This is a genomic window from Micromonospora sp. NBC_00421 (genome assembly GCF_036017915.1).
GTDB lineage: Bacteria > Actinomycetota > Actinomycetes > Mycobacteriales > Micromonosporaceae > Micromonospora.
In genome coordinates this window covers 7202356-7221105 of the sequence record NZ_CP107929.1, presented here as the reverse complement: position 1 = coordinate 7221105, position 18750 = coordinate 7202356, and the positions used below count along the sequence as shown (strand labels likewise).

General features: G+C 73.1%; 17 protein-coding genes. 8 read left to right on the top strand and 9 right to left on the bottom strand.

What is annotated here, in order from left to right:
• Positions 1-86 precede the first annotated feature (86 nt).
• Entirely contained in the window at positions 87-3107 is a 3021-nt protein-coding gene (locus OHQ87_RS31245) for an Hsp70 family protein (RefSeq protein WP_328343730.1), read from the top strand.
• Between the two features lie 308 nt (positions 3108-3415).
• On the opposite strand, the gene OHQ87_RS31240 is transcribed toward OHQ87_RS31245, so the two are convergent.
• On the bottom strand, positions 3416-4213 hold the full coding sequence (locus OHQ87_RS31240) for a S1 family peptidase (protein WP_328343728.1): 798 nt from the start codon (positions 4211-4213) through the stop codon (positions 3416-3418).
• Between the two features lie 972 nt (positions 4214-5185).
• Positions 5186-5722, bottom strand: a complete 537-nt coding sequence (locus OHQ87_RS31235; RefSeq protein ID WP_328343726.1) for a hypothetical protein — start codon at positions 5720-5722, stop codon at positions 5186-5188.
• A 245-nt stretch (positions 5723-5967) separates the two neighbouring features.
• On the opposite strand from OHQ87_RS31235, the gene OHQ87_RS31230 reads away from it, so the two are divergent.
• Positions 5968-6300, top strand: a complete 333-nt coding sequence (locus OHQ87_RS31230) for a hypothetical protein (RefSeq protein WP_328343724.1) — start codon at positions 5968-5970, stop codon at positions 6298-6300.
• A gap of 213 nt (positions 6301-6513) precedes the next feature.
• Here OHQ87_RS31230 and OHQ87_RS31225 read toward each other — a convergent pair whose 3' ends face one another.
• The 3 genes from OHQ87_RS31225 to OHQ87_RS31215 form a co-directional block, all read right to left on the bottom strand.
• Positions 6514-6981 carry a ribose-5-phosphate isomerase gene (locus tag OHQ87_RS31225; protein WP_328343722.1) on the bottom strand — a complete coding sequence of 156 codons (468 nt, stop codon included), beginning with the start codon at positions 6979-6981 and terminating at the stop codon, positions 6514-6516.
• Between the two features lie 72 nt (positions 6982-7053).
• Positions 7054-8256, bottom strand: coding sequence for a DUF1015 family protein (locus OHQ87_RS31220; protein ID WP_328343720.1), 1203 nt, complete (start codon positions 8254-8256; stop codon positions 7054-7056).
• Between the two features lie 115 nt (positions 8257-8371).
• Positions 8372-8995: a mycothiol-dependent nitroreductase Rv2466c family protein gene (locus OHQ87_RS31215; protein WP_328343718.1), complete on the bottom strand. Its 624-nt coding sequence runs from the start codon at positions 8993-8995 to the stop codon at positions 8372-8374.
• A 222-nt stretch (positions 8996-9217) separates the two neighbouring features.
• Here OHQ87_RS31215 and pepN point away from each other — a divergent pair, with 222 nt between their 5' ends.
• Both pepN and OHQ87_RS31205 read left to right on the top strand, forming a co-directional pair.
• Positions 9218-11764, top strand: coding sequence for an aminopeptidase N (gene pepN, locus OHQ87_RS31210; RefSeq protein ID WP_328349114.1), 2547 nt, complete (start codon positions 9218-9220; stop codon positions 11762-11764).
• A gap of 84 nt (positions 11765-11848) precedes the next feature.
• Entirely contained in the window at positions 11849-12412 is a 564-nt protein-coding gene (locus tag OHQ87_RS31205; RefSeq protein WP_328343717.1) for a Uma2 family endonuclease, read from the top strand.
• A 134-nt stretch (positions 12413-12546) separates the two neighbouring features.
• Here the strand turns inward: OHQ87_RS31205 and OHQ87_RS31200 are convergent, their stop codons facing one another.
• Together OHQ87_RS31200 and ctaJ are read right to left on the bottom strand one after the other, a co-directional pair.
• Positions 12547-12960 (bottom strand): DUF5130 family protein, encoded by a 414-nt coding sequence (locus OHQ87_RS31200; RefSeq protein WP_328343715.1) that lies wholly within the window; start codon positions 12958-12960, stop codon positions 12547-12549.
• Positions 12947-13249, bottom strand: a complete 303-nt coding sequence (gene ctaJ / locus OHQ87_RS31195) for an aa3-type cytochrome oxidase subunit CtaJ (protein WP_436837636.1) — start codon at positions 13247-13249, stop codon at positions 12947-12949. The genes OHQ87_RS31200 and ctaJ overlap by 14 nt, the downstream gene beginning before the upstream one ends.
• 391 nt (positions 13250-13640) lie before the next feature.
• Here ctaJ and OHQ87_RS31190 point away from each other — a divergent pair, with 391 nt between their 5' ends.
• Positions 13641-14579, top strand: coding sequence for a poly(ethylene terephthalate) hydrolase family protein (locus OHQ87_RS31190; RefSeq protein WP_442930872.1), 939 nt, complete (start codon positions 13641-13643; stop codon positions 14577-14579).
• A gap of 51 nt (positions 14580-14630) precedes the next feature.
• On the opposite strand, the gene OHQ87_RS31185 is transcribed toward OHQ87_RS31190, so the two are convergent.
• The gene (locus OHQ87_RS31185; RefSeq protein ID WP_328343714.1) at positions 14631-15533 is read right to left on the bottom strand and encodes a tryptophan 2,3-dioxygenase; all 903 of its coding nucleotides are present in this window, start codon (positions 15531-15533) and stop codon (positions 14631-14633) included.
• 145 nt (positions 15534-15678) lie between these two features.
• On the opposite strand from OHQ87_RS31185, the gene OHQ87_RS31180 reads away from it, so the two are divergent.
• The 3 genes from OHQ87_RS31180 to OHQ87_RS31170 all read left to right on the top strand — a co-directional run bounded on the left by OHQ87_RS31180 (position 15679) and on the right by OHQ87_RS31170 (position 17539).
• A complete protein-coding gene (locus OHQ87_RS31180; RefSeq protein ID WP_328343713.1) occupies positions 15679-16140 on the top strand; it encodes an Lrp/AsnC family transcriptional regulator in 462 nt (153 codons plus the stop codon).
• Positions 16141-16227: 87 nt separating this feature from the next.
• Positions 16228-16752 (top strand): hypothetical protein, encoded by a 525-nt coding sequence (locus OHQ87_RS31175; protein ID WP_328343712.1) that lies wholly within the window; start codon positions 16228-16230, stop codon positions 16750-16752.
• Between the two features lie 4 nt (positions 16753-16756).
• Positions 16757-17539, top strand: a complete 783-nt coding sequence (locus OHQ87_RS31170; RefSeq protein WP_328343711.1) for a class F sortase — start codon at positions 16757-16759, stop codon at positions 17537-17539.
• Positions 17540-17584: 45 nt separating this feature from the next.
• On the opposite strand, the gene OHQ87_RS31165 is transcribed toward OHQ87_RS31170, so the two are convergent.
• Complete coding sequence (locus OHQ87_RS31165; RefSeq protein ID WP_328343709.1) at positions 17585-18130, bottom strand: HNH endonuclease; 546 nt, start codon at positions 18128-18130, stop codon at positions 17585-17587.
• Between the last annotated feature and the right edge of the window lie 620 nt (positions 18131-18750).

The following is an 18750-nucleotide window of genomic DNA, read 5'->3' as shown; positions in this document are numbered from 1 at the left end:
GGCCGGACCGGCCGGCGTCGGGGGCGGCACGGGAGACGTACCATGCGGGACCGGGCATCCCCTCGTCCCGGCGGAGGTAGCGACGGATGGCAGGCCAGCAGGACGGATACGCCCTCGGGGTCGACCTGGGCACCTCCAACACCGTGGCCGTGCTGCGCTGGCCGGACGGGCGGACCCGGCCGCTGCTCGTCGACGGCCAACCCATCCTCCCCTCCGGGGTGTACGCCGACACCGACGGCCGGCTGCACGTCGGCCGGGACGCCCAACGCCTGGCCCAGGCGGACCCGACCCGGTACGAGCCGAACCCGAAGCGTCGGGTGGACGAGCCGGCGGTGCCCCTCGGCGACCGGTCGTACGCCCCGGCGGAGCTGCTCGCCGCGACCCTGTGGGCGGTCGCCGAGCAGGCGGTGGCGACAGTGGGTTTCCTGCCCCCGGCGGTGGTCACCTATCCCACCGCCTGGCAGGCCCCCCGGCGGCAGGTGCTGCACGACGCGTTGGCCCTGGCCGGTTGGCCGTCGGCCGCCGAGCACACCATGTCCGGCCCGGTGCCGATCGGCACCCGGCTGCTGCGGGAACCGGTCGCGGCCGCCCGCTACTACACCGAGGTGCTGCGCCGGCCGGTGCCGGTGGGTGAGTCGGTCGCGGTGTTCGACTTCGGCGGCGGCACGTTGGACGTGGCGGTCGTCCGCAACGAGGGCGCCGATCCGTGGGGCGACTCGGGCTTCACGGTGATCGCCACCGGCGGGATGGCCGACCTCGGTGGGCTGGACCTCGACGCGGCCCTGCTCGGCCGGCTCGGTGAACTGATCGGCGGGGAGCACCCTGCGCGCTGGGGTCGGCTGGCCCGCCCGGAGACGACCGGGCAGTGGCGGGAGCGGCAACAGCTCTGGGACGCCGTACGCGGGGCGAAGGAGATGCTGTCCCGGGTGACAGTCGCACCGGTCGCGGTACCGGGCCTGGAGACCACCGTGTCGCTCACCCGCGAGGACCTGGAGCGGTCGGCCACTCCCCTGCTGAGCCGGGCCGTCACCCGGACCCGGGAGGTGGTCGTCGAGGCGGGACTCACCCCGGACCGGCTCGCCGGGCTCTTCCTGGTCGGCGGCTCGTCCCGGATCCCGTTGGTCGCCCGGCTGCTCCACGCCGAGCTGGGCATCGCGCCGACCGTGCTGGAACAGCCCGAACTGCCGGTGGCCGAGGGCGCCCTCACCGACCTGCCGCTGCCGCGGAGCAACCGTCCCGCACCGGCCGGCGCGGCGGCCCTCGCCCCGGCCACCCCGGGTCACCCGTCACCCGCCGGACCGCCGGTCACCCCGCCCACCGCACCCGCCGGACCGCCAGGGAACCCCGCCCAGCCGCTCGGGAACCCGCAGACCGCCCCCGCCGGCTCGCCCGGTATCTCGGCCCGGCCGGACGGTATCTCGGCCCGGCCGGACGGGAACCCTGCCGGGCCGGGCGACCGGCTCCCGGCAGCGGAGGTCGGCGGCACGCTGGTGGCCACGCCGGTCGGTCCCACGCCCGCCGGCGTACCGGGTCAGGGTGGTCCCCGGGCGGTCGCGTATGCCGGTGCCGGTGCACCTGCCGACGCGGGCCCGCTACCGGGTCCGCCGGGAGTCGGCGGGCAACCGGCTGCCGGGCCGTACCCGGTCGACGCCGGGCCGGGCGGTTACCCGCCGGGGACGGGCTGGTCGGGCGTACCCGGGGCGGGGTTGCCGACGTCACCGGAAGCCGGTGGCCCGCCGGTGGCGTCGGCGCGGCGCGGACGTCGGAGGTGGTGGATCGGGCTCGGCGCGGGCCTGGCGCTGGTCGGTGTGCTCGGTGCGGCGGCGCTCTGGTTCACCCGGGACCGTTACCCGGCGCTGGAGTTCCACACCCTGACCGAGGTGGCCCGGCCCACCGCCGACGGCGACCGGCCGACGGCGATGTTCACCGCCGTACTCGGCGATCGGGCCTATCTCGCCTATCAGCTCCCCGACGACCGGCTGACGGTGGTGGCGGTCGAGGCCGGCACCGGGAAGCCGGCGTGGCGGAGCACGATCTCGGCGGGTGCCCAGCAGTGGACCGGGGTCCGGGCGGTGCCGGGGGCGGTGCTGGCCGTCGCGGACGCGGTCGGCGACAGCACCCCCCGGGACGTGGTGGTGCTCGACGCCGGGTCCGGGAAGGAACGGTGGCGGCTGCCGGTGCACGGGGACGACGCGGTGCACGTCACGCGGGAGACCCTGGTGTGGGTGGACCGCGCCGGCAGCCGCCTGGTCGGGCTGCGGCTGCGCGACGGCCGTCAGGAGTGGACGCAGGCCAACCCCCGCAGCGAGTACGACGACACCCGCAGCACGGTGCTGCCGGTCGGCACCGAGCAGGGCGTGGTCGGCCCCGCCCAGTTCGACGGCGCTCCGCGCGCCCCCTGGCTCGGCGACGCCGACCGGCTGGTGCAGGTGGGTGCCGACCGATCCGTCCGGGTGCTCGACATGAACAGCGGGAAGGTGCTGCGCCACCGCGACGGGGTCGCCGACGTGGGTGACCGGATGGCCGCGTACGCCGACCGGCTCTACGTCGTGGAGGAGGACCAGGGATACAAACTGCTCGGGTACGACCTGGGCAGCTTCGCCGAACCGACGGTGCTCTACAGCGCGGGCGACCAACGGCGGGTCACCGGGCTGGTGGCCTGCGGCAAGCACCGGGCCTGCCTGCTCGAGGTGCCCGACGGTGACGCCGACCGGACCGAGGTGGTCGCGGCCACCGAGGGTAAGGGCAGCCGGCGCTGGCCGGCACCGGACGGAGCGGATCTGGTGCCGGTGGGTGAGCACCTGCTCGTCCGGCGGGAGTCCCCGAAGACCACCGTCAGCCTCTTCGACCCGGCCGGGAAGGCGGTGCTGACCGACCGGAAGGGTACGGCGGCCCGAGTCGACGCCGGCAACCTGCTGGTCTTCGCCGAGCCGCCGAACAGCGTCGAGGACGATCGCAGCCTCGCCGGGGTGTCGACGGCCGGTGAGCTGACCGAGATGGGGCAGCTCCAGGGCGTACGGAGCGGGTCGTGTTCGTGGAACACCTCGGTGATCGTCTGCGGTGCGGAGCGGGACTTCGTGCTGTACCGGTTCGCCGGGGACGGCTGAGCAGGCTGCGCCCGGCTCCCCGCGCCGTGTTGGTGCCGGTGCGACCGCTCGGCCGGGTGCGGGTCAACGGTGCCGGCCGGTGCGACCGCTCGGTGGGCTCCCGGGTCGGCTCACCGTCACCGCGGCCGACGTCCGGGCCGGATCGCCGTACACCACCGCGCCACCGACGGCCGCGGAAGCTGTCGGTGGCGCGGTGGTCCGGGTACGGCCGGGCGGATCCGGACACGCCTACTGGGCGCTACGGAGCGGGCGGGTCCGGGTGCGGAGCGGGCGGGTGCGGGTGCTGCAGCTCGGGCGGTGCCGGCGGGTCAGCCGCCGAGGCTGGCGGCGGCCGACGCGATCGACGAGGCGAACGTGCTCACCTGGGTGTAGACGCCCGGGGCGTTGGGCCGGGCGCAGCCGTCGCCCCAGCTGACGATGCCCACCTGGATCCAGGCGTTCGCGGCGTCGCGGCGGAACATCGGGCCACCGGAGTCGCCCTGGCAGGTGTCGGTGCCACCGCTGGCGTAGCCGGCGCAGATCTCCTCGGCGGCGATCAGGTCGCCGGGGTAGGAGGCGGAGCAACTGGCGTCGCTGACGAAGGGCACGGTGGCCTTGAGCAGGTAACGCTGCTGAGCCCCACCCTCGCGCGCCGCGCCCCAACCGGCGACGGTGAAGGTGCCGCTGTCGTACGCGGTGCTGGTGGCGATGGGCAGGGTGGCCTGGCTGGTCACCGGGGTGGCGAGTCGGATGAGCGCCCAGTCCTTGCCGCTGCCGTTGTAGCCGGGGGCCTGGTAGACGTAGTTGGACTTGACCTGGATCCGGCTGCTCGACTGGAGGTCGACCGCGCCGAGGGTGGCGGTGATGCTGGTGTTCGTGCCGGTGCGGTTCACACAGTGCGCGGCGGTGAGCACCAGCCGGGGGCTGTAGAGCGCTCCGCCGCAGCCCATGGAGAGCCGGACCATGAACGGGAATTCGCCCTGCGCGGCCCGGGTGCCGCCGACGACCGACGGGGCGGGGTCGGCGATGGGCGCGGCGGTGGCCGGGGCGGTCAGGACGAGCGACCCGGCGGTGATCGCCACCATCGAGGCGGCCATCCGGCCGATGAGACTGCGCCAACGGTTCACAGGGCCTCCAACCCTCGGCGGCGCGCCTGGTGGGGGCGCCGGTTCGATGGCGGGAGCCTAGAACGATAAATCGACATGCATCAAGATACTTGATGGGTCATACGACCATGCTCCACCGCGCTGAAGCAGCCCACAGGTAGAGACAGCCAAGACCTGCGGGGACAGGCCATGACCTGCGGGGAAGTCCACCCTGCGGGGAAGTCCACCGTGCTGGAGAAGTCCGGTGCGGGTCACCCGGCCGGAGGGGATGAAGAGGGCCCGGCGGGGTAAGACAGCGCCCGGCCTGGTGGAGTCGACCGGCGTCGTGGGCACTCCCGCGACCGGACGCGGGCGGACCGGGTCACCCCCGGCCCGCCCGCCGTACCGTGCCACCCGCCCTCACCCGGCCCGGCCCCGCCCTTACCCGGCCCGGCCCCTCCTCGCCCAACCCGGCCGGCCTTCACCCCGGTCCCGCCAGCCTTCACCCGACCCGGCCGCCCCTCACCCGACCCGGCCGGGCCTCGCCGGGTCCGGCCGAGCCTCGCTAGGTCCGATCGGGCCTCGCCGAGTCCGGCCCGCAGGCAGTCACGCCTCATCAAGATCCTGCTGGTTCCAGGATGTCAACACCGTTGCGTTAACGCCGTGGGCGGCTGGTCAACCCGGGACAGGAAGTGCCCGATCGGGGAGCGGGGTGGGCCCGCTTGGCGATCATGGATTGGTGGTGCCGGCTTTGGGGGTTTTTCGGGCGTTCTGTTACCCACCACAACTCCATGATCGGCGAGGCAGCGCTGGTTGACGAACAGCCGTTCCACCTAACGCAACGGTGTTGTCCAGGATGTAGTGGTCTTGGTGTCGAGTAAGGCCACCGGATCCTGGAAGTAGTGCCCGCCGGGCCAGCGGGCCGGTGGGCAGGGTGAGCGGGGCGGGGGGCGGGGTGAGCGGGGCGGGGGGCGGCGTGCCAGCGCGGGTGGGTGGGTGGGGTGGGGTGGGTGGTCAGTTGCCGGTGAGGAAGTTCCAGGCGTCCATCACCCACTGGGTCTGCTGGAGGTAGGCGATGCCGACCCCGGCCAGGAAGATCCCGGTCACCAGGTGGGCGCCGCGCGCACTGCGGCGTACCCGGCCCAGTTGGCGCTCCAGGATCACCCGGCCGAGCAGCCGGGAGAGCGCGAAGAGGCCGGCCGCCACCAGCAGGCTGAGCAGGAAGGTGAGCAGCGGGGCACCCAGGTCACCCCGACCGGAGATGGCCCAGATCCCCCAACAGACGAAGGCGAAGAGCGCGCCGGCCGCACTCCACTCACCGCCCCGACGCAGTTGCTCCACGTGCCAGCTCATCGGCCGGCGCGGCGCCGGCGGCTCGGCCCAGTCGGGTACGTCGTGATCGACCACCGGGAACGGCTCGGTGCGCGGAGCCCGGGGCTGCCCCACCGAGGCGACGCCCCGGCGGAACGGGTCCCGCTGCGGCGGCACCCCGACACCGGGCTGGGGTACCTCGACGGTCCGCTCGGCCCACGGCTGTGTCTGGTCTGCCATCTTGTGTCCTCCCCATGACCGGTGCCGGCCGTCGACCGGTCCACCACCTTCGAGGGTAGCGAGCGGACAAACTGCCCCGCCCGGCCCGGGGCCGCCGGGCGGTACGGTCGGCCCGCCCGGGCCACCTGGGGTCGCCCGTCCCGCCCAATCGACACGGCCCGCCCGGAGCCGCCGGGCGGTACGGCCCGCCCGGCCCGCCCGACCGACACGGGCCCGCCCGGAGCCGCAGGCGGTACGGTCGGCAGATGGCGGATGTGGAGCGGCGACGACGCCGGTTACGGCACTCACCCGAGCCGGCGACCGGCACGGACGCGCCTCCGGCGGCGACCACGGCCGAGGTGCACGACGGGATCGCGGCACCTCGGGTCCGGCGGGGTGGCCCGGGGGGCGAGGACGGTGAGCGGGGCCTGCGGGGGCTGGTCGGTTCCGGCTCGTCGCAGGTCGGGGTGAGCGCCTCGCTACGGGCCCGGGACGCCGCCCGGCCCACCGAACAGGACCTCACCGAGGCCGAGGAACGACTGGTGATCATCCGACGGAACTGGACGCCCCGGGAGGACCTCCCCCGCTCGGCCCGGTGACCGACCCCCCGGCACGGTGCCGAGCGCCGACGGCGACCGAGCGGCGGCACGGTGTCGGGCGCGGACGGCGACCGACCACCCGGCACGGTGTCGGGCGCCGACGGCGACCGTCCAGGAAACGGGCAGCCCAGGGACCGGGCGCCGAGCAGAGACCGGGCCGGTTGGGGCCGACCCGGTCGGTGAGCGGCGGGCGACGAGCGGGGCGGGACTGGGTCAGGGCAGTTCGGGCAGTTCGCGGGTGCGCTCGTACTCGGCCACCTGGGCGATCCGCCGACCGTGCCGCTCGTTGCCGGAGAACGGGGTGGTGAGGAACGCCTCGACGATGGCGGCGGCCTCGTCCAGGGTGTGCTGCCGGGCGCCCACGGCCACCACGTTGGCGTCGTTGTGCTGCCGGCCGAGCTGGGCGGTCTCGACGCTCCAGGCCAGTGCCGCCCGGACGCCGACGACCTTGTTGGCGGCGATCTGCTCGCCGTTGCCGGAGCCGCCGATGACCACGCCCAGGCTGCCCGGGTCGGCCACCACCCGGTCGCCGGTGTGCAGGCAGAAGGTCGGGTAGTCGTCGTCGGGGTCGAAGGCGTGCGGGCCGACGTCGACCAGCTCGTATCCCTGCTTGGCCAGGTGATTGGCCAGGTGCACCTTCAACTCGAAACCGGCGTGATCGGATCCCAGGTAGACGCGCATACCGGGCAGTCTGTCAGGGCCGCGCCCCGGCCCGCCGTGGGGGCCGCGTGCCGGGGCGGATCCGTCACATGGTCAGTGCGGCAGCTCGGCGACGACCAGGCCGCCGCGCGCCTTCGGGGTGAACCAGGTGCTCTTGCGGGGCATCCTCTCCCGGGCCAGGTTCACCGCGACGAAGTCGTCCACGGTCACCGGGGCGATCAGGACGGCCAGCTCGGCCCGGCCGGCGTCGACCTCGCCGGTGAGCCAGCTCGCCGGGTAGTCGCCACCGACGTAGGTGATCCGCTTGTCGCCGGGGTCGAGGCCGAGCGCGTCACGCAGCAGCAGCCGCTCGACCAGGGCGTGGTCGAGGTTCTCCAGCCGGGCGGCGGCCGTGTCGTGCGGCAGGGTCACCGCGTACCCCTGGCCGGCGAGGCGGAGGTGCACGGTGCCGCCGGTCGCCGGGACCTCGACCGGGCCGTCGATCGGGTCGATCTGCGCGCCGGCGGCGCGGAGCCGGTCGAGCAGTTCGTCGGGGGTGCTGGTCAGCTCGCTGACCAGCCGGTTGTAGGGCTGGATGGCGACCGAGGCCGGGGTGGTGATCACCGAGAGGAAGCGCGGGAAGCCGCCGGTCTGTGCGGCCAGGCTGCGGTGGTTGCCGTCGGCGACCACCAGCTCGCCGCCGCCGGCCAGCGCGGTCAGCGCGTCCTGCTCGGGGCCGGGGCCGAGCAGCCAGATGGCGTGCGTCCGGCCGGCCTGGTCGGTGTCGGTGGCGGCCGGGACGCCGGCCGCGTCGGTCGCCGCCGCGAGCGCGGCGTGCAGCTCGTCGCCCCGCCCGGTCTGCAGCAGCAGTACGGGCGAGAGCAGGTGACCAAGCGCCTCGGCCAGGGCGACCCGCTCCCGCACCTTGGCGATGAAGACGTCCTCGTTGCGGATCACCAGGCCGGGCTCGTCGGCGCTTGTGGAGATCTGGTCGGTGTCGACCATCGCGAACAGCCCGTACGCCGAATCCTCGCCCGGGGCGCTGATCCGGTAGAGGACGACCACCTGCTCGGCCGGGGTGTAGCTGCCGTCGGCCTTCGCCTCGGTGAGCCGGGCCGCCGCGTCGCCGAGCGAGTCGAGGAAGGACTTCCCCAGGCTCTCCGGCGCCCGGTGGGGCATCTCGATGCCGAGGGCACTGTGCGGGTTCGACTCGATGATCGCGGTGATCTCCGCGTCGTCGGCGAACTCGTCGTAGTTCTGCGCGCCGGTGCCGCCAGTGGTGATCCAGGCCCGGGCGATCGGATGTACGACCGTCATGGGGGTTGACGCTACCGACGCGGGCGGTCCGCATCACGCCGACCCCGCACCAGGTCCACCAGATGAACCGTCCCCTGGTGGGGCCCGACCGGGCCGGGCCCCACCAGGGTCGGGATCAGTCGAAGATCGGGCCCAGCTCGCGGGAACGCTTGAGCTCGTAGAAGCCGGGGGTGCCGGCGACCAGCAGGACGCCGTCCCAGAGCCGGCCGGCGGCCTCCCCCTTCGGGGCCGGGGTGACGACCGGACCGAAGAAGGCGATCTTGCCGCCGTCCGGGCCGGGGGCGTGCACCACGGGGGTGCCGACGTCGGTGCCGACCGGCCGCATCCCCGCCTCGTGGCTGGCCCGCAGCGCCTCGTCGTACTCGGTGGAGTCGGCGGCGTCGGCGAACGACGGGTCCAACCCGACGTCGGCGAGCGCGGCGGTGATCATGTCCCGGCCGAGCGGTTCCTTGCCGAGGTGGATCCGGGTGCCCATCGCGGTGTAGAGCTTCGCCAGCGTCGCGCCGCCGTGCGCCTGCTCGACGGCGATGCAGACCCGCACCGGCCCCCAGCCCAGCTTCATCATCTCCTGGTACTGCTCGGGCAGTTCCCGACCCTCGTTGAGCACGGAGAGGCTCATCACGTGGTAGCTGATGTCCACCTCTCGGACCTGTTCGACCTCCAGCAGCCAACGGGAGGTGATCCAGGCCCACGGGCACAGCGGGTCGAACCACATGTCGACGGCGACACGTTCGGTCACGGTGGAGTCCCTTCGTGACGTCAGGCACGCCGGCGGACCCGGCGCGGCTGACCTCGATCCTCACCCCGGAGGGCGTCGATCGGTAGCGGAATGAGAGCGTGACGTCGACCACCGCAGGGTCGGTGCATGGAAGACTCGGCTCGGGTCGCCGCCACGAGCGGCCGGCAGGGGCTGGCGCAGCCGGAAGGCGGCGAGAGTGGGATGGAGACGAAAGTGCCAGGAGTGCGCAACCTGACCCAGGTCGAGGCCACCGAGCGGGCCCGCCTGCTGGAGGTCACCGGGTACGACATCGACCTCGACCTGTCGACCGCGGTGCAGGCCGAGGGCCGCACGTTCCGGTCGGTGACCGAGGTCAGGTTCCGTTGCGCCGAACCCGGTGCCGGCACCTTCATCGAGACCGCAGCCGAGTCGGTACGCGCGGCCACGCTCAACGGCGAGCCGGTGGACCTGGCCGGCTGGTCGGCCGAGAAGGGCCTGGCGCTGACCGGTCTGGCCGCCGAGAACGTGCTCGTGGTGGACGCCGACTTCGGCTACTCCACGAGCGGGCAGGGCCTGCACCGGACGGTCGACCCGGTCGACGGCGAGACCTACCTCTACAGCCAGTTCGAGACGGCCGACGCGCAGAAGGTCTTCGCCTGCTTCGACCAACCCGACCTGAAGAGCGTCTACACCTGGCACGCCACCGTCCCGGCGCACTGGCGGGTGGTGTCCAACATGCCCGCCGAGCGGGAGGAGCCGGCCGGCGAAGGGCTCAAGACCGTCCACTTCACCACCTCGGTGCGGATGAGCACCTACGTCACCGCGCTCTGCGCCGGCCCGTACCACGAGGTGCGGGACAGCCACGACGGCATCGACCTGGGGGTCTTCTGCCGGGCGTCGATGGCGCCCCACCTGGACGCCGACGACCTGTTCCTGGTCACGAAGCAGGGTTTCGACTTCTTCCACGCGCAGTTCGGGGTGCGCTACCCGCTGCCCAAGTACGACCAGCTCTGGGTGCCCGACTTCAACGCCGGCGCGATGGAGAACTTCGGCTGCGTCACCCACGCCGAGTCGCACTACCTGTTCCGCTCGCAGGTCACCGACTTCGAGTACGAGCAGCGGGCCAACACGATCCTGCACGAGCTGGCCCACATGTGGTTCGGTGACCTGGTCACCATGCGCTGGTGGAACGACCTGTGGCTCAACGAGTCGTTCGCCGAGTGGGCCAGCCACTGGTGCAACACCCACGCGACCCGGTTCTCCGAGGCCTGGACGACGTTCCTGTCGATCCGCAAGAACTGGGGTTACCGGCAGGACCAGCTCTCCTCCACCCACCCGGTCTACTGCGAGATGCCGGACCTGGAGGCGGTCGAGGTCAACTTCGACGGCATCACGTACGCCAAGGGCGCCAGCGTGCTCAAGCAGCTCGTGGCGTACGTCGGCGAGGAGCCGTTCCTGGCCGGGCTGCGGGCGTACTTCGGTAAGCACGCCTGGGGCAACGCCACCTTCGACGACCTGCTGTCGGAGCTGGAGACGGCCTCCGGCCGGGAACTGCGCAAGTTCGCCGCCCAGTGGTTGGAGACCGCCCAGGTCAACACCCTGCGCCCCGAGGTGACCATCGGTGCCGACGGCGGGTACGAGCGGGTGCTGATCCGGCAGGAGGCACCGGCCGGGCACCCGACGCTGCGCACCCACCGGATCGGGGTCGGCCTGTACGACCTGACCGACGGCCGGCTGGTCCGCCGGGAACGGGTCGAGGTGGACGTCACCGGCGAGGCGACCGAGTTGTCGGCGCTGCACGGCCGGCCCGCCGCCGACGTGCTACTGCTCAACGACGACGACCTGACCTACACCAAGCTGCGGCTCGACGAGCGGTCCATGGCCACCGTGGTGCAGCACATCGCCGGCTTCGAGTCGTCGCTGGCCCGGGCGCTGTGCTGGACGGCGGCCTGGGACATGCTCCGCGACGCCGAGCTGTCCGCCCGCGACTACCTGGCGCTGGTGCTGGCCGGGCTGCCCGCCGAGACCGACATCAACCTGGTCACCGCCACCCTGCGGCAGGCCAGCACCGCGCTGGTCTTCTACGCCGACCCGGCATGGGCGCCGACCGGTTGGGCCGGGTTGTCGCGTACCGCGAAGACGACGTTGGCGGCGGCCGAGCCGGGCAGCGGCTTCCAGCTCGCCTGGGCCCGCGCGTACGCCTCGGCGGCCCGCGCCGACGAGGACCTGGCGACGCTGCGCGGTTGGCTGGCCGGCACCGGTGTGCCGACCGGCCTGACCATCGACACCGAGCTGCGTTGGACGGTCCTGCAGGTGCTGGTGGCCAACGGGGCGGCCGGCCCCGCCGAGATCGAGGCGGAGCTGGCCGGCGACCGGACGGCCTCCGGTGAGCGGGAGGCCGCGTACGCGCACGCGCTGGTGCCGACCGAGGAGAACAAGGCGACGGTGTGGTCCCTGCTGACCGGCCCGGAGGCACTGCCCAACTGGCGCAACCGGGCGTTGTTGCAGGGCCTGACCCACCCGGCGCAGGTGGCGCTGACCGCGCCGTACCGGGAGCGGTACTTCGCCGCTGTGGCGCAGGTGTGGGCGCAGCGCGACAGCGAGCCGGCGCAGGAGTTCGTGCAGCTGGCGTACCCGGCGTACCTGGTCGAGGAGGAGACGGTGACGGTCACCGATTCCTGGCTCGCCGGCGACGGCCACCCGGCGTCGCTGCGCCGGCTGGTGGCCGAGGGGCGCGACGGGGTGGTCCGCGCGCTGAAGGCCCGCGCCCGGGATGCCCGCAGCGGCTGATTGAGGCGGCACGGCCCGGGGCCGGCGCGGGTGGCAGCCCACGCCGACCCCGGGCCGTTATCGTGTGTCGAGGAGGTGGACGTGATGGCACAGCCGACGTACGAGTGGCGGCCACCCGGGCGGGACTGGCGCGAACAGGACCTGTTCGACCTGCCCGAGGACGGTAACCGCTACGAGATCATCGACGGGAGTCTGCACGTGACCCCTCCGGCCGGGCCGTACCATCACGAACTCGCCGACGACATCCGGGTGGCACTGCGGCAGAGCGCGCCCGCCGGCTGGCGGGTGATCCGGGAGATCGGGGTGCGGGTGCCGGCGGGCAACCTCATCCCGGACGTCACGGTGCTCCGGCCGGGTGCCCCCCGGGACCGGATGTGGGCCGACCCGTCAGACGTCGCTCTGGTCGTCGAGGTGGAGTCACCCAACAGTCGCCGCCATGACCGCCTGACCAAACCCGCGCTGTACGCGGAGTCCGGTATTCCCGCGTACTGGCGCGTCGAGCGGGGCGACTTCGGTCCGGTCGTCTACCGGTACACCCTGGTCAAAGGGGTGCACTACAACCTGCTCGGCACGGTCGGCCCAGACGAGGCGGTGCAGGTCGACGAGCCGTGGCCGATGCGGCTCGATCCCGCCGGCTGGCCCCGCTGAGCGCTGCCCGCGCAGCGGCCGCTGACCGGAACCGGTCCGGTCTGGCGCGGGCCCCCGGCCGCGTGCGGATGTGCCGGAGCCCGGTCCGCGTGGTGCGGGCCGGGCTCCGGGTCGGTCAGGCGTGCGGGTGGGGCTCAGCCTCGGCCGGCGTGGCTGGCGAGCTGGTCGAGGCCCTGGATGATGCCGCCGGCCAGGTCGCCGCCGCCGAACGACGCCACCATGGACAGCGCGGCCAGCTTGACGTAGGTGTCGGGGATGCGCTTGCGGGCGTACTTGCCGGTGACGACCTCCAGCTGGCGCTGGTTGGGCGACACGGCGATCAGCACGGACCGGTCCGGCTCGGCGAGCTGGCGGTGCAGCCGCTCGGCGTGCTCGCGGACCGGCTCGTCGAGGCCGCCGACGTAGACCGAGAAGACCAGGCCGCTGCCCTGGTCGGCCAGGCGCAGCGCCTCGTCGATGCGCAGCAGCTGGCGGGTCGAGAACGGCCCGTCCAGCACCTCGGGTGGGGTGCCCGTCCCGGTCTGGTCGACCTGCTCACCAACGGTCACTTGCGCCTCCGGTTCCACCGGCCGGCGCCTCGATGCCGGCCTGCTCCTGCTTGTGGCTGGTCAGCGCCGGCGCCTGGGCACCGGCGGCCAGGGCGGTGCCGGCCGAGTCGGCCAACTGCTCCGGGCGGCCCAGGAACCAGACCGGCGTGAAGTCGAAGCGTCGGCCGGGGCGGTAGCGCTTGGCGCCGCCGCCGCTGCCGTGGTTGGCGGCGTAGACCAGCCCGACGATCACCAGCACCACCGCCGCCGGGATGCCGACGAAGATCAGCAACGTGTCAGTGACAGACAATCCCAACGCCCCCAGGCGGTAAGAGAGACCAGAGCTTCCGGGTCGGGTGGACGATCATGATGGCATCGAGCTCCCGACTCCGCTGCCATTCACGTTAGCGGAGCCGACGCCCCGCGAGCCTGCGGGGTGCCGATCCCACCTGTCACTCCAGTGTCCCAGTGGCTTCGCGGTGGCGACGAGTCGGGTCGCGCGTCCCTATCCTGCCGGTTCGGTGTGCGCTGCGCCGGGCCGACACGGGCGGCGCGGGTGTGGCGTCCGCCCCATATTCCCCTGACATGACCCGGCCGGGATTGCCGGACGCCGCGCCGCGACCCGGAGGATGACCCGTACCGATCGGCAAGTATCGATCGAATCCGGTCCACCCACCCCGCAGGGAGCCCCCGTGCAACCGGTGCCCGCCCTCCACCCCCACCCCGTCCGCCCCCGCCGCTCCTGGCCCCGGTTGGCCGCCCGGCCGCTGCTCACCCTCGCCCTGGTCGGCGTCGGTGCGGTCGCCGCTCCGGGCGCGACGGCCGCGACCATCGACAACCGACCCGCCACCACGGCCGCCGCCAACCCCTACGAACGCGGCCCCGCCCCCACGGTGGCCGGCATCGAGGCCACCCGTGGTCCGTTCGCCATCGCCCAGAGCACAGTCGCCGCGTCCACCGTGAGCGGCTTCCGGGGTGGCACCGTCTACTACCCCACCAGCACCGCCGAGGGCACCTTCGGCGCGGTGGCCGTCTCCCCCGGCTACACCGCCAGCCAGTCCAGCGTCGCCTGGCTCGGCCCGCGACTGGCCTCGCAGGGCTTCGTCGTCATCACCATCGACACCCTCTCGGTGTACGACCAGCCGGCCGCCCGGGGCACCCAACTGCTCGCCGCCCTGGACTACCTGACCGGCAGCAGCGCGGTGCGTAGCCGGATCGACCCGAACCGGCTCGCGGTGATGGGGCACTCGATGGGCGGCGGCGGCAGTCTGTCGGCGGCGAACACCCGGCCCGCGTTGCAGGCCGCCATCCCGCTGACCGGCTGGCACACCGTCAAGAACTGGTCGTCGGTACGGGTGCCGACGCTGGTGATCGGCGCGGAGAACGACACCACCGCCCCGGTGGCGTCACACTCGGAGCCGTTCTACACCAGCCTGCCGGCCAGCCTGGACAAGGCGTACCTGGAGTTGAACGCGGCCGGCCACTCCGCGCCCACCTCGGCGAACGTCACGGTGGCGAAGTACAGCATCTCCTGGCTCAAGCGGTTCGTCGACGACGACACCCGCTACGAGCAGTTCCTCTGCCCCGCGCCCCGGGGCTCTGCGATCGAGGAGTACCGGGACACCTGCCCGCACTCCTGACCACGCACCGGCCGGGCCCGTCACCCCGCACGGCGGCGGGGACCCGGCCGGTCACATCGCGGTACGGGCCGACCACAGCTCGGGGAAGACCACCCGGGACATGCTGCGCTGCAACCAGGCCAGCCCGGCCGACCCGCCGCTGCCGACCTTGGCGCCCATGGTGCGCTGGACGGCCTTCACGTGGTTCCACCGCCAGTCACCGAACTGCTCGGCCACGTCGGCCAGCGCGTCGCCGAGCTGCCGCAGGTGGTTGTCCGGCCCGTCGTCGTCGTAGACCGTCACCCATGCCGCCTCGACCAGGGGATGCGGCAGGTGTTCGACGGCGACGTCCCGGGTGAGCAGTTCGGCGGGAAGCTCGTGCCCGCACCGGCCGAGCAGGGCGACCACCTCGTCCCAGAGGCTCGGTACGGCCAGCGCGGCACGCAGTTCGTCGTACACCTGGGCCTGTCGGCGGAAGGGGCGGATCAGCGCCGGTTCGCGCAGCCCGAGCAGGAACTCCAACTGGCGGTACATGGCGGACTGGAAGCCGGAGCCCTCACCGAGCAGGTTGCGGAACCGGTTGAAGTCGGCCGGGGTCATCCAGCGCAACCCGCGCCAGGCGGCGTTGAGCCCCTCCAGGTGCAGGGCGGCCCGGCGCAGCGGGGCGAGCGCCGCCCAGACCCGGTCGGCCCGCAGGTCGAGCTGGGCCTGGCGCAGTTCGTGACAGGTCAACCCGAAGTACAGCTCCATGATCTGGCTGACCATCAGGAAGGACATCTCGCCCGGGTCTGAGCTGAGCGGCTGCTGGAGGGTGTGCAGGGTGCTGGCCTGCACGTAGGTGTCGTAGGGCACCCGGTCGGTGAACTCCAGGGTGGGTTCACCGCCGTTGCGGGCGGCCCGCGCGCTGCGCTGCTGCGGGGTGACCGGGCGCACCGCCGGGATCGGCGTACGCGCCCGCAGGTCCGTCTGTTCCATCGTGTCGCCTCCTCCGGATGCCCGTCCCGTCATGATCCCCCGGCACACACCGGCGATGGAATGCCGATTCGACGGCGATCCCACCGATCACCTTTCGTACGGTAAGCACTTCGGCGCTGAAGCCTGTCGAAGGTAAGGTCAGCGCGTGGACGAGATGGACTGGGCGCTGCTGCGGGAGTTGCAGGCCGACGCGCGGCTGTCGTACAGCGAGTTGTCCCGGCGGGTGCACCTGTCCCCGCCGGCGGTCGCCGAACGGGTCCGCCGGCTGGAGGAGTCAGGGGTGGTCACCGGCTACCACGCCCACGTCGACCTGACCCGCGCCGGACGCCCGGTGGTGGCGCTGATCCGGATGTCCTGTTACGGCTCCCGCTGCATCCTGCACGACCCGCAGGTCGTCGACTGGCCCGAGATCCGGGAGATCCACCGGATCACCGGCGACGCGTGCAGCATGCTCAAGGTCGCCGCCGGCTCGATCGGGCAGTTCGAGGCGGTGATCGACCGGCTCGCCCCATACGGGCAGCCGTCCAGCACGATGGTGCTCTCCAGCCCGCTGCAATGGCATCCGGTCACCCCGTTGCCGCCCGCACCGGGGCCCCGGCACCGCTGAGTCCGGGTTTGCCCCCGGGCCAGCGGGAATGCAGGCCCGCACACCCGTCGCAGGATTCCGGCGAATCGTCGCCGGGAGGGGGGAATCATGCGGGGGCTCACTCTGCACCGTCGTGCCGTCTTCGCCGTACTGGCGATGTTCGCCCTGGTCGGGGCGTTCGTCCTGGTGGCGGCCCCAGCGGCGCGGGCCGGCGAGAACACCTTCGTCGAGGTCACGCCGAACAGCGCGCAGGCCGGCACCCGGGTCACCGTCCGGGCCAGCTGCGACAACGCCAACAACCAGCAGGCCACCGTGCACTCGGACGCCTTCGGACGGGTGGTGTTGCGGCCCGACCACGGCTTCCTCACCGGCGCGGTCACCGTCCCCGGCAACAAGCAACCCGGCGACTACCCGGTCGACCTGCGGTGCGCCAACGGCACCACCGCCTCGACCATGCTGACCGTGCTGAACATGACCCAGCCGAGCAAGGGTCCGGCTACCGGCGGCGGAGGCACCGCGAGCGGCCGGGGCGCCGGTTCCCTGCTGCTGGTCGGTGGCCTGGCCGTGGTCGCCGTGGTCGCCGGGCTCGGCGTCTTCGGCGGCAACCGTCGGCGGCCCCGGCCAGGCTCCTGACCGGGTGGCCCGTCGTCTCCGCCGGGTCGCCGGTCGCGTCGGCCGGGTCGCCGGTCGAGTCCGCCAGGTCGCCGGCCAGGCGTTCTCCGCCAGCGTGACCACCACCGACCCGGTCACCCAGGCCCGGCCGGTACGCCCGGTGCCCCGGAATCCGGCGTTCGGCGGCCGGTTCGCCGGATCCGGACCAGGGTTCCCGGTGTTGGCGATCGCCGCCGTGATGCTGCTGATCGTGACGATGCTCGGGGTGGAACGGGTCACCGGACTGCGCGTCCTGCCGGACCGGTTCATCGCCGGCCTGCGCCCGCCGCCGAAGAAGTTCCCGGTCATGCCGGGGAGCCCACCGACCCGGATCGCCATCTCCCGCATCGACCTGCGGGCGGCGGTGCACCAGGTCGGCATCGCCCCGGACGGCAGCATCGCCGTCCCGGACACCGCCCGCGCCCAGGAGGCCGGCTGGTACGACCAGGGCCCCACCCCCGGCCAGTACGGCCCGGCGGTGATCGTCGGGCACGTGGACACCACCACCGGGCCTGCGGTCTTCCACGGGCTCAAGGAGTTGCGTGACGGTGACGAGATCGAGGTCACCCGCGCCGACCGCCGGGTGGCCGTCTTCGAGGTCGACCAGATCCAGCGGTACGGCAAGGAACGGTTACCGGTCGACCAGATCTTCGGCGACTTCAGCCGCCCCAACCTGCGGTTGATCACCTGTGGCGGACGCTGGATCGGCGGCGGGACCGGCTACGCCGACAACCTCGTGGTGTACGCCACCCTGGTCCGGGCCCGCTGACCCGCCCACCGCCCGGGTCAGGCGGCCTCGGTCTCGCGTAGCGGGTCAGGCGGCCTCGGTCTCGCGTAGCGGGTCGCGCAGGTCGAGCCAGTCCGCCCAGCGCGGGTCCGGCGCGCGGTGGCCGAGCACCCGCCAGGCGTTGCCCTTCGGGGCCGCCGGCAGGCTGTGCAGCCGCCAACCCAGCTCGGCCGGGGTCTTGTCGCCCTTGGTGTGGTTGCACCGGGCGCACGCGGCGACCACGTTCTCCCAGGCGTGCCGGCCGCCCCGGCTGCGCGGGAAGACGTGGTCGATGGTCTCGGCCGGCCCCCGGCAGTAGGCGCAGCGGCCACCGTCCCGGGCGAAGATCGCCCGCCGGGAGAGCCCGACGTGGGTGCGGTAGGGCACCCGGACGAAGCGGGTCAGCCGCACCACCGAGGGCACGGGCAGCGCGTCGTGGGCGCTGTGCAGGATGCCGTCACCGTCGGCGACGCAGACCGCCTTGGCGGTGAGCACCAGGATCGCGGCACGACGCACGGACACGACACACAGCGGCTCGTAGGTGGCGTTGAGAACCAGCGCGCCGGAGCCCACCGTGGGTCGTATGTCAGGCATCGTGCTCACCCTCCCGGTCCAGCCGCTCCCACCGCTGGCTGCGCTGGTCGGCCCTCGGGCAACAGGGAACCCCCGACCGGCTCCGGCGGGATCACCGTCGTCCGTTGCGCCAATCGTCCCTGATCGGACCCCGGATTGCACGTACTAATGTCGGACACCGCCCAGGCATCACCCGGAACCGGACAGATCCGCCTCTTGAGCAGGGCGGGGGCGCTCAACAGCTATCGACGTTCTGCACCAGTTTCCGCGCTCAGTCGGGCCGGTCCCGTGCCCGGTGATCATGAATTCACATTGAAGCCGATTGCTGGAATTGATCAAGTCGCGCGCCCGGTGGCACTCACTCATGCCGGGCAGTCGCTGTCGATCATGACCCGGTAGCTTCCGCTCGCTGTCCACTCCCGGCGCACTCCTCGGGCGGAGCGTAGGCACGAATGGTGCCGTCGTGCCGCCCGACTCTTCCGTCAGCGGTGAGGGCTACGACGCGTTTGCAGACGGCGCACCGACCCCGCTGGGGCTGCGAGCGTGGAACCACCTTGCCTCCTCAGGTAGACCGCTGCACGTCTTCAGTTCTACCCGCCAAGCCGCGGGGTGCAGACCGACTACTCAACCAGGGATCGCAC

Bases quoted from the DNA above. Each gene is read 5' to 3' on its own strand.
- OHQ87_RS31205 (WP_328343717.1), top strand. From the start codon at position 11,849: ATGGCACAGCCGACGTACGAGTGGCGGCCACCCGGGCGGGACTGGCGC.
- OHQ87_RS31185 (WP_328343714.1), bottom strand. From the start codon at position 15,533: ATGGAACAGACGGACCTGCGGGCGCGTACGCCGATCCCGGCGGTGCGC.
- OHQ87_RS31175 (WP_328343712.1), top strand. From the start codon at position 16,228: ATGCGGGGGCTCACTCTGCACCGTCGTGCCGTCTTCGCCGTACTGGCG.
- OHQ87_RS31220 (WP_328343720.1), bottom strand. From the start codon at position 8,256: ATGACGGTCGTACATCCGATCGCCCGGGCCTGGATCACCACTGGCGGC.
- OHQ87_RS31165 (WP_328343709.1), bottom strand. From the start codon at position 18,130: ATGCCTGACATACGACCCACGGTGGGCTCCGGCGCGCTGGTTCTCAAC.
- OHQ87_RS31225 (WP_328343722.1), bottom strand. From the start codon at position 6,981: ATGCGCGTCTACCTGGGATCCGATCACGCCGGTTTCGAGTTGAAGGTG.
- OHQ87_RS31235 (WP_328343726.1), bottom strand. From the start codon at position 5,722: ATGGCAGACCAGACACAGCCGTGGGCCGAGCGGACCGTCGAGGTACCC.
- OHQ87_RS31230 (WP_328343724.1), top strand. From the start codon at position 5,968: ATGGCGGATGTGGAGCGGCGACGACGCCGGTTACGGCACTCACCCGAG.
- OHQ87_RS31245 (WP_328343730.1), top strand. From the start codon at position 87: ATGGCAGGCCAGCAGGACGGATACGCCCTCGGGGTCGACCTGGGCACC.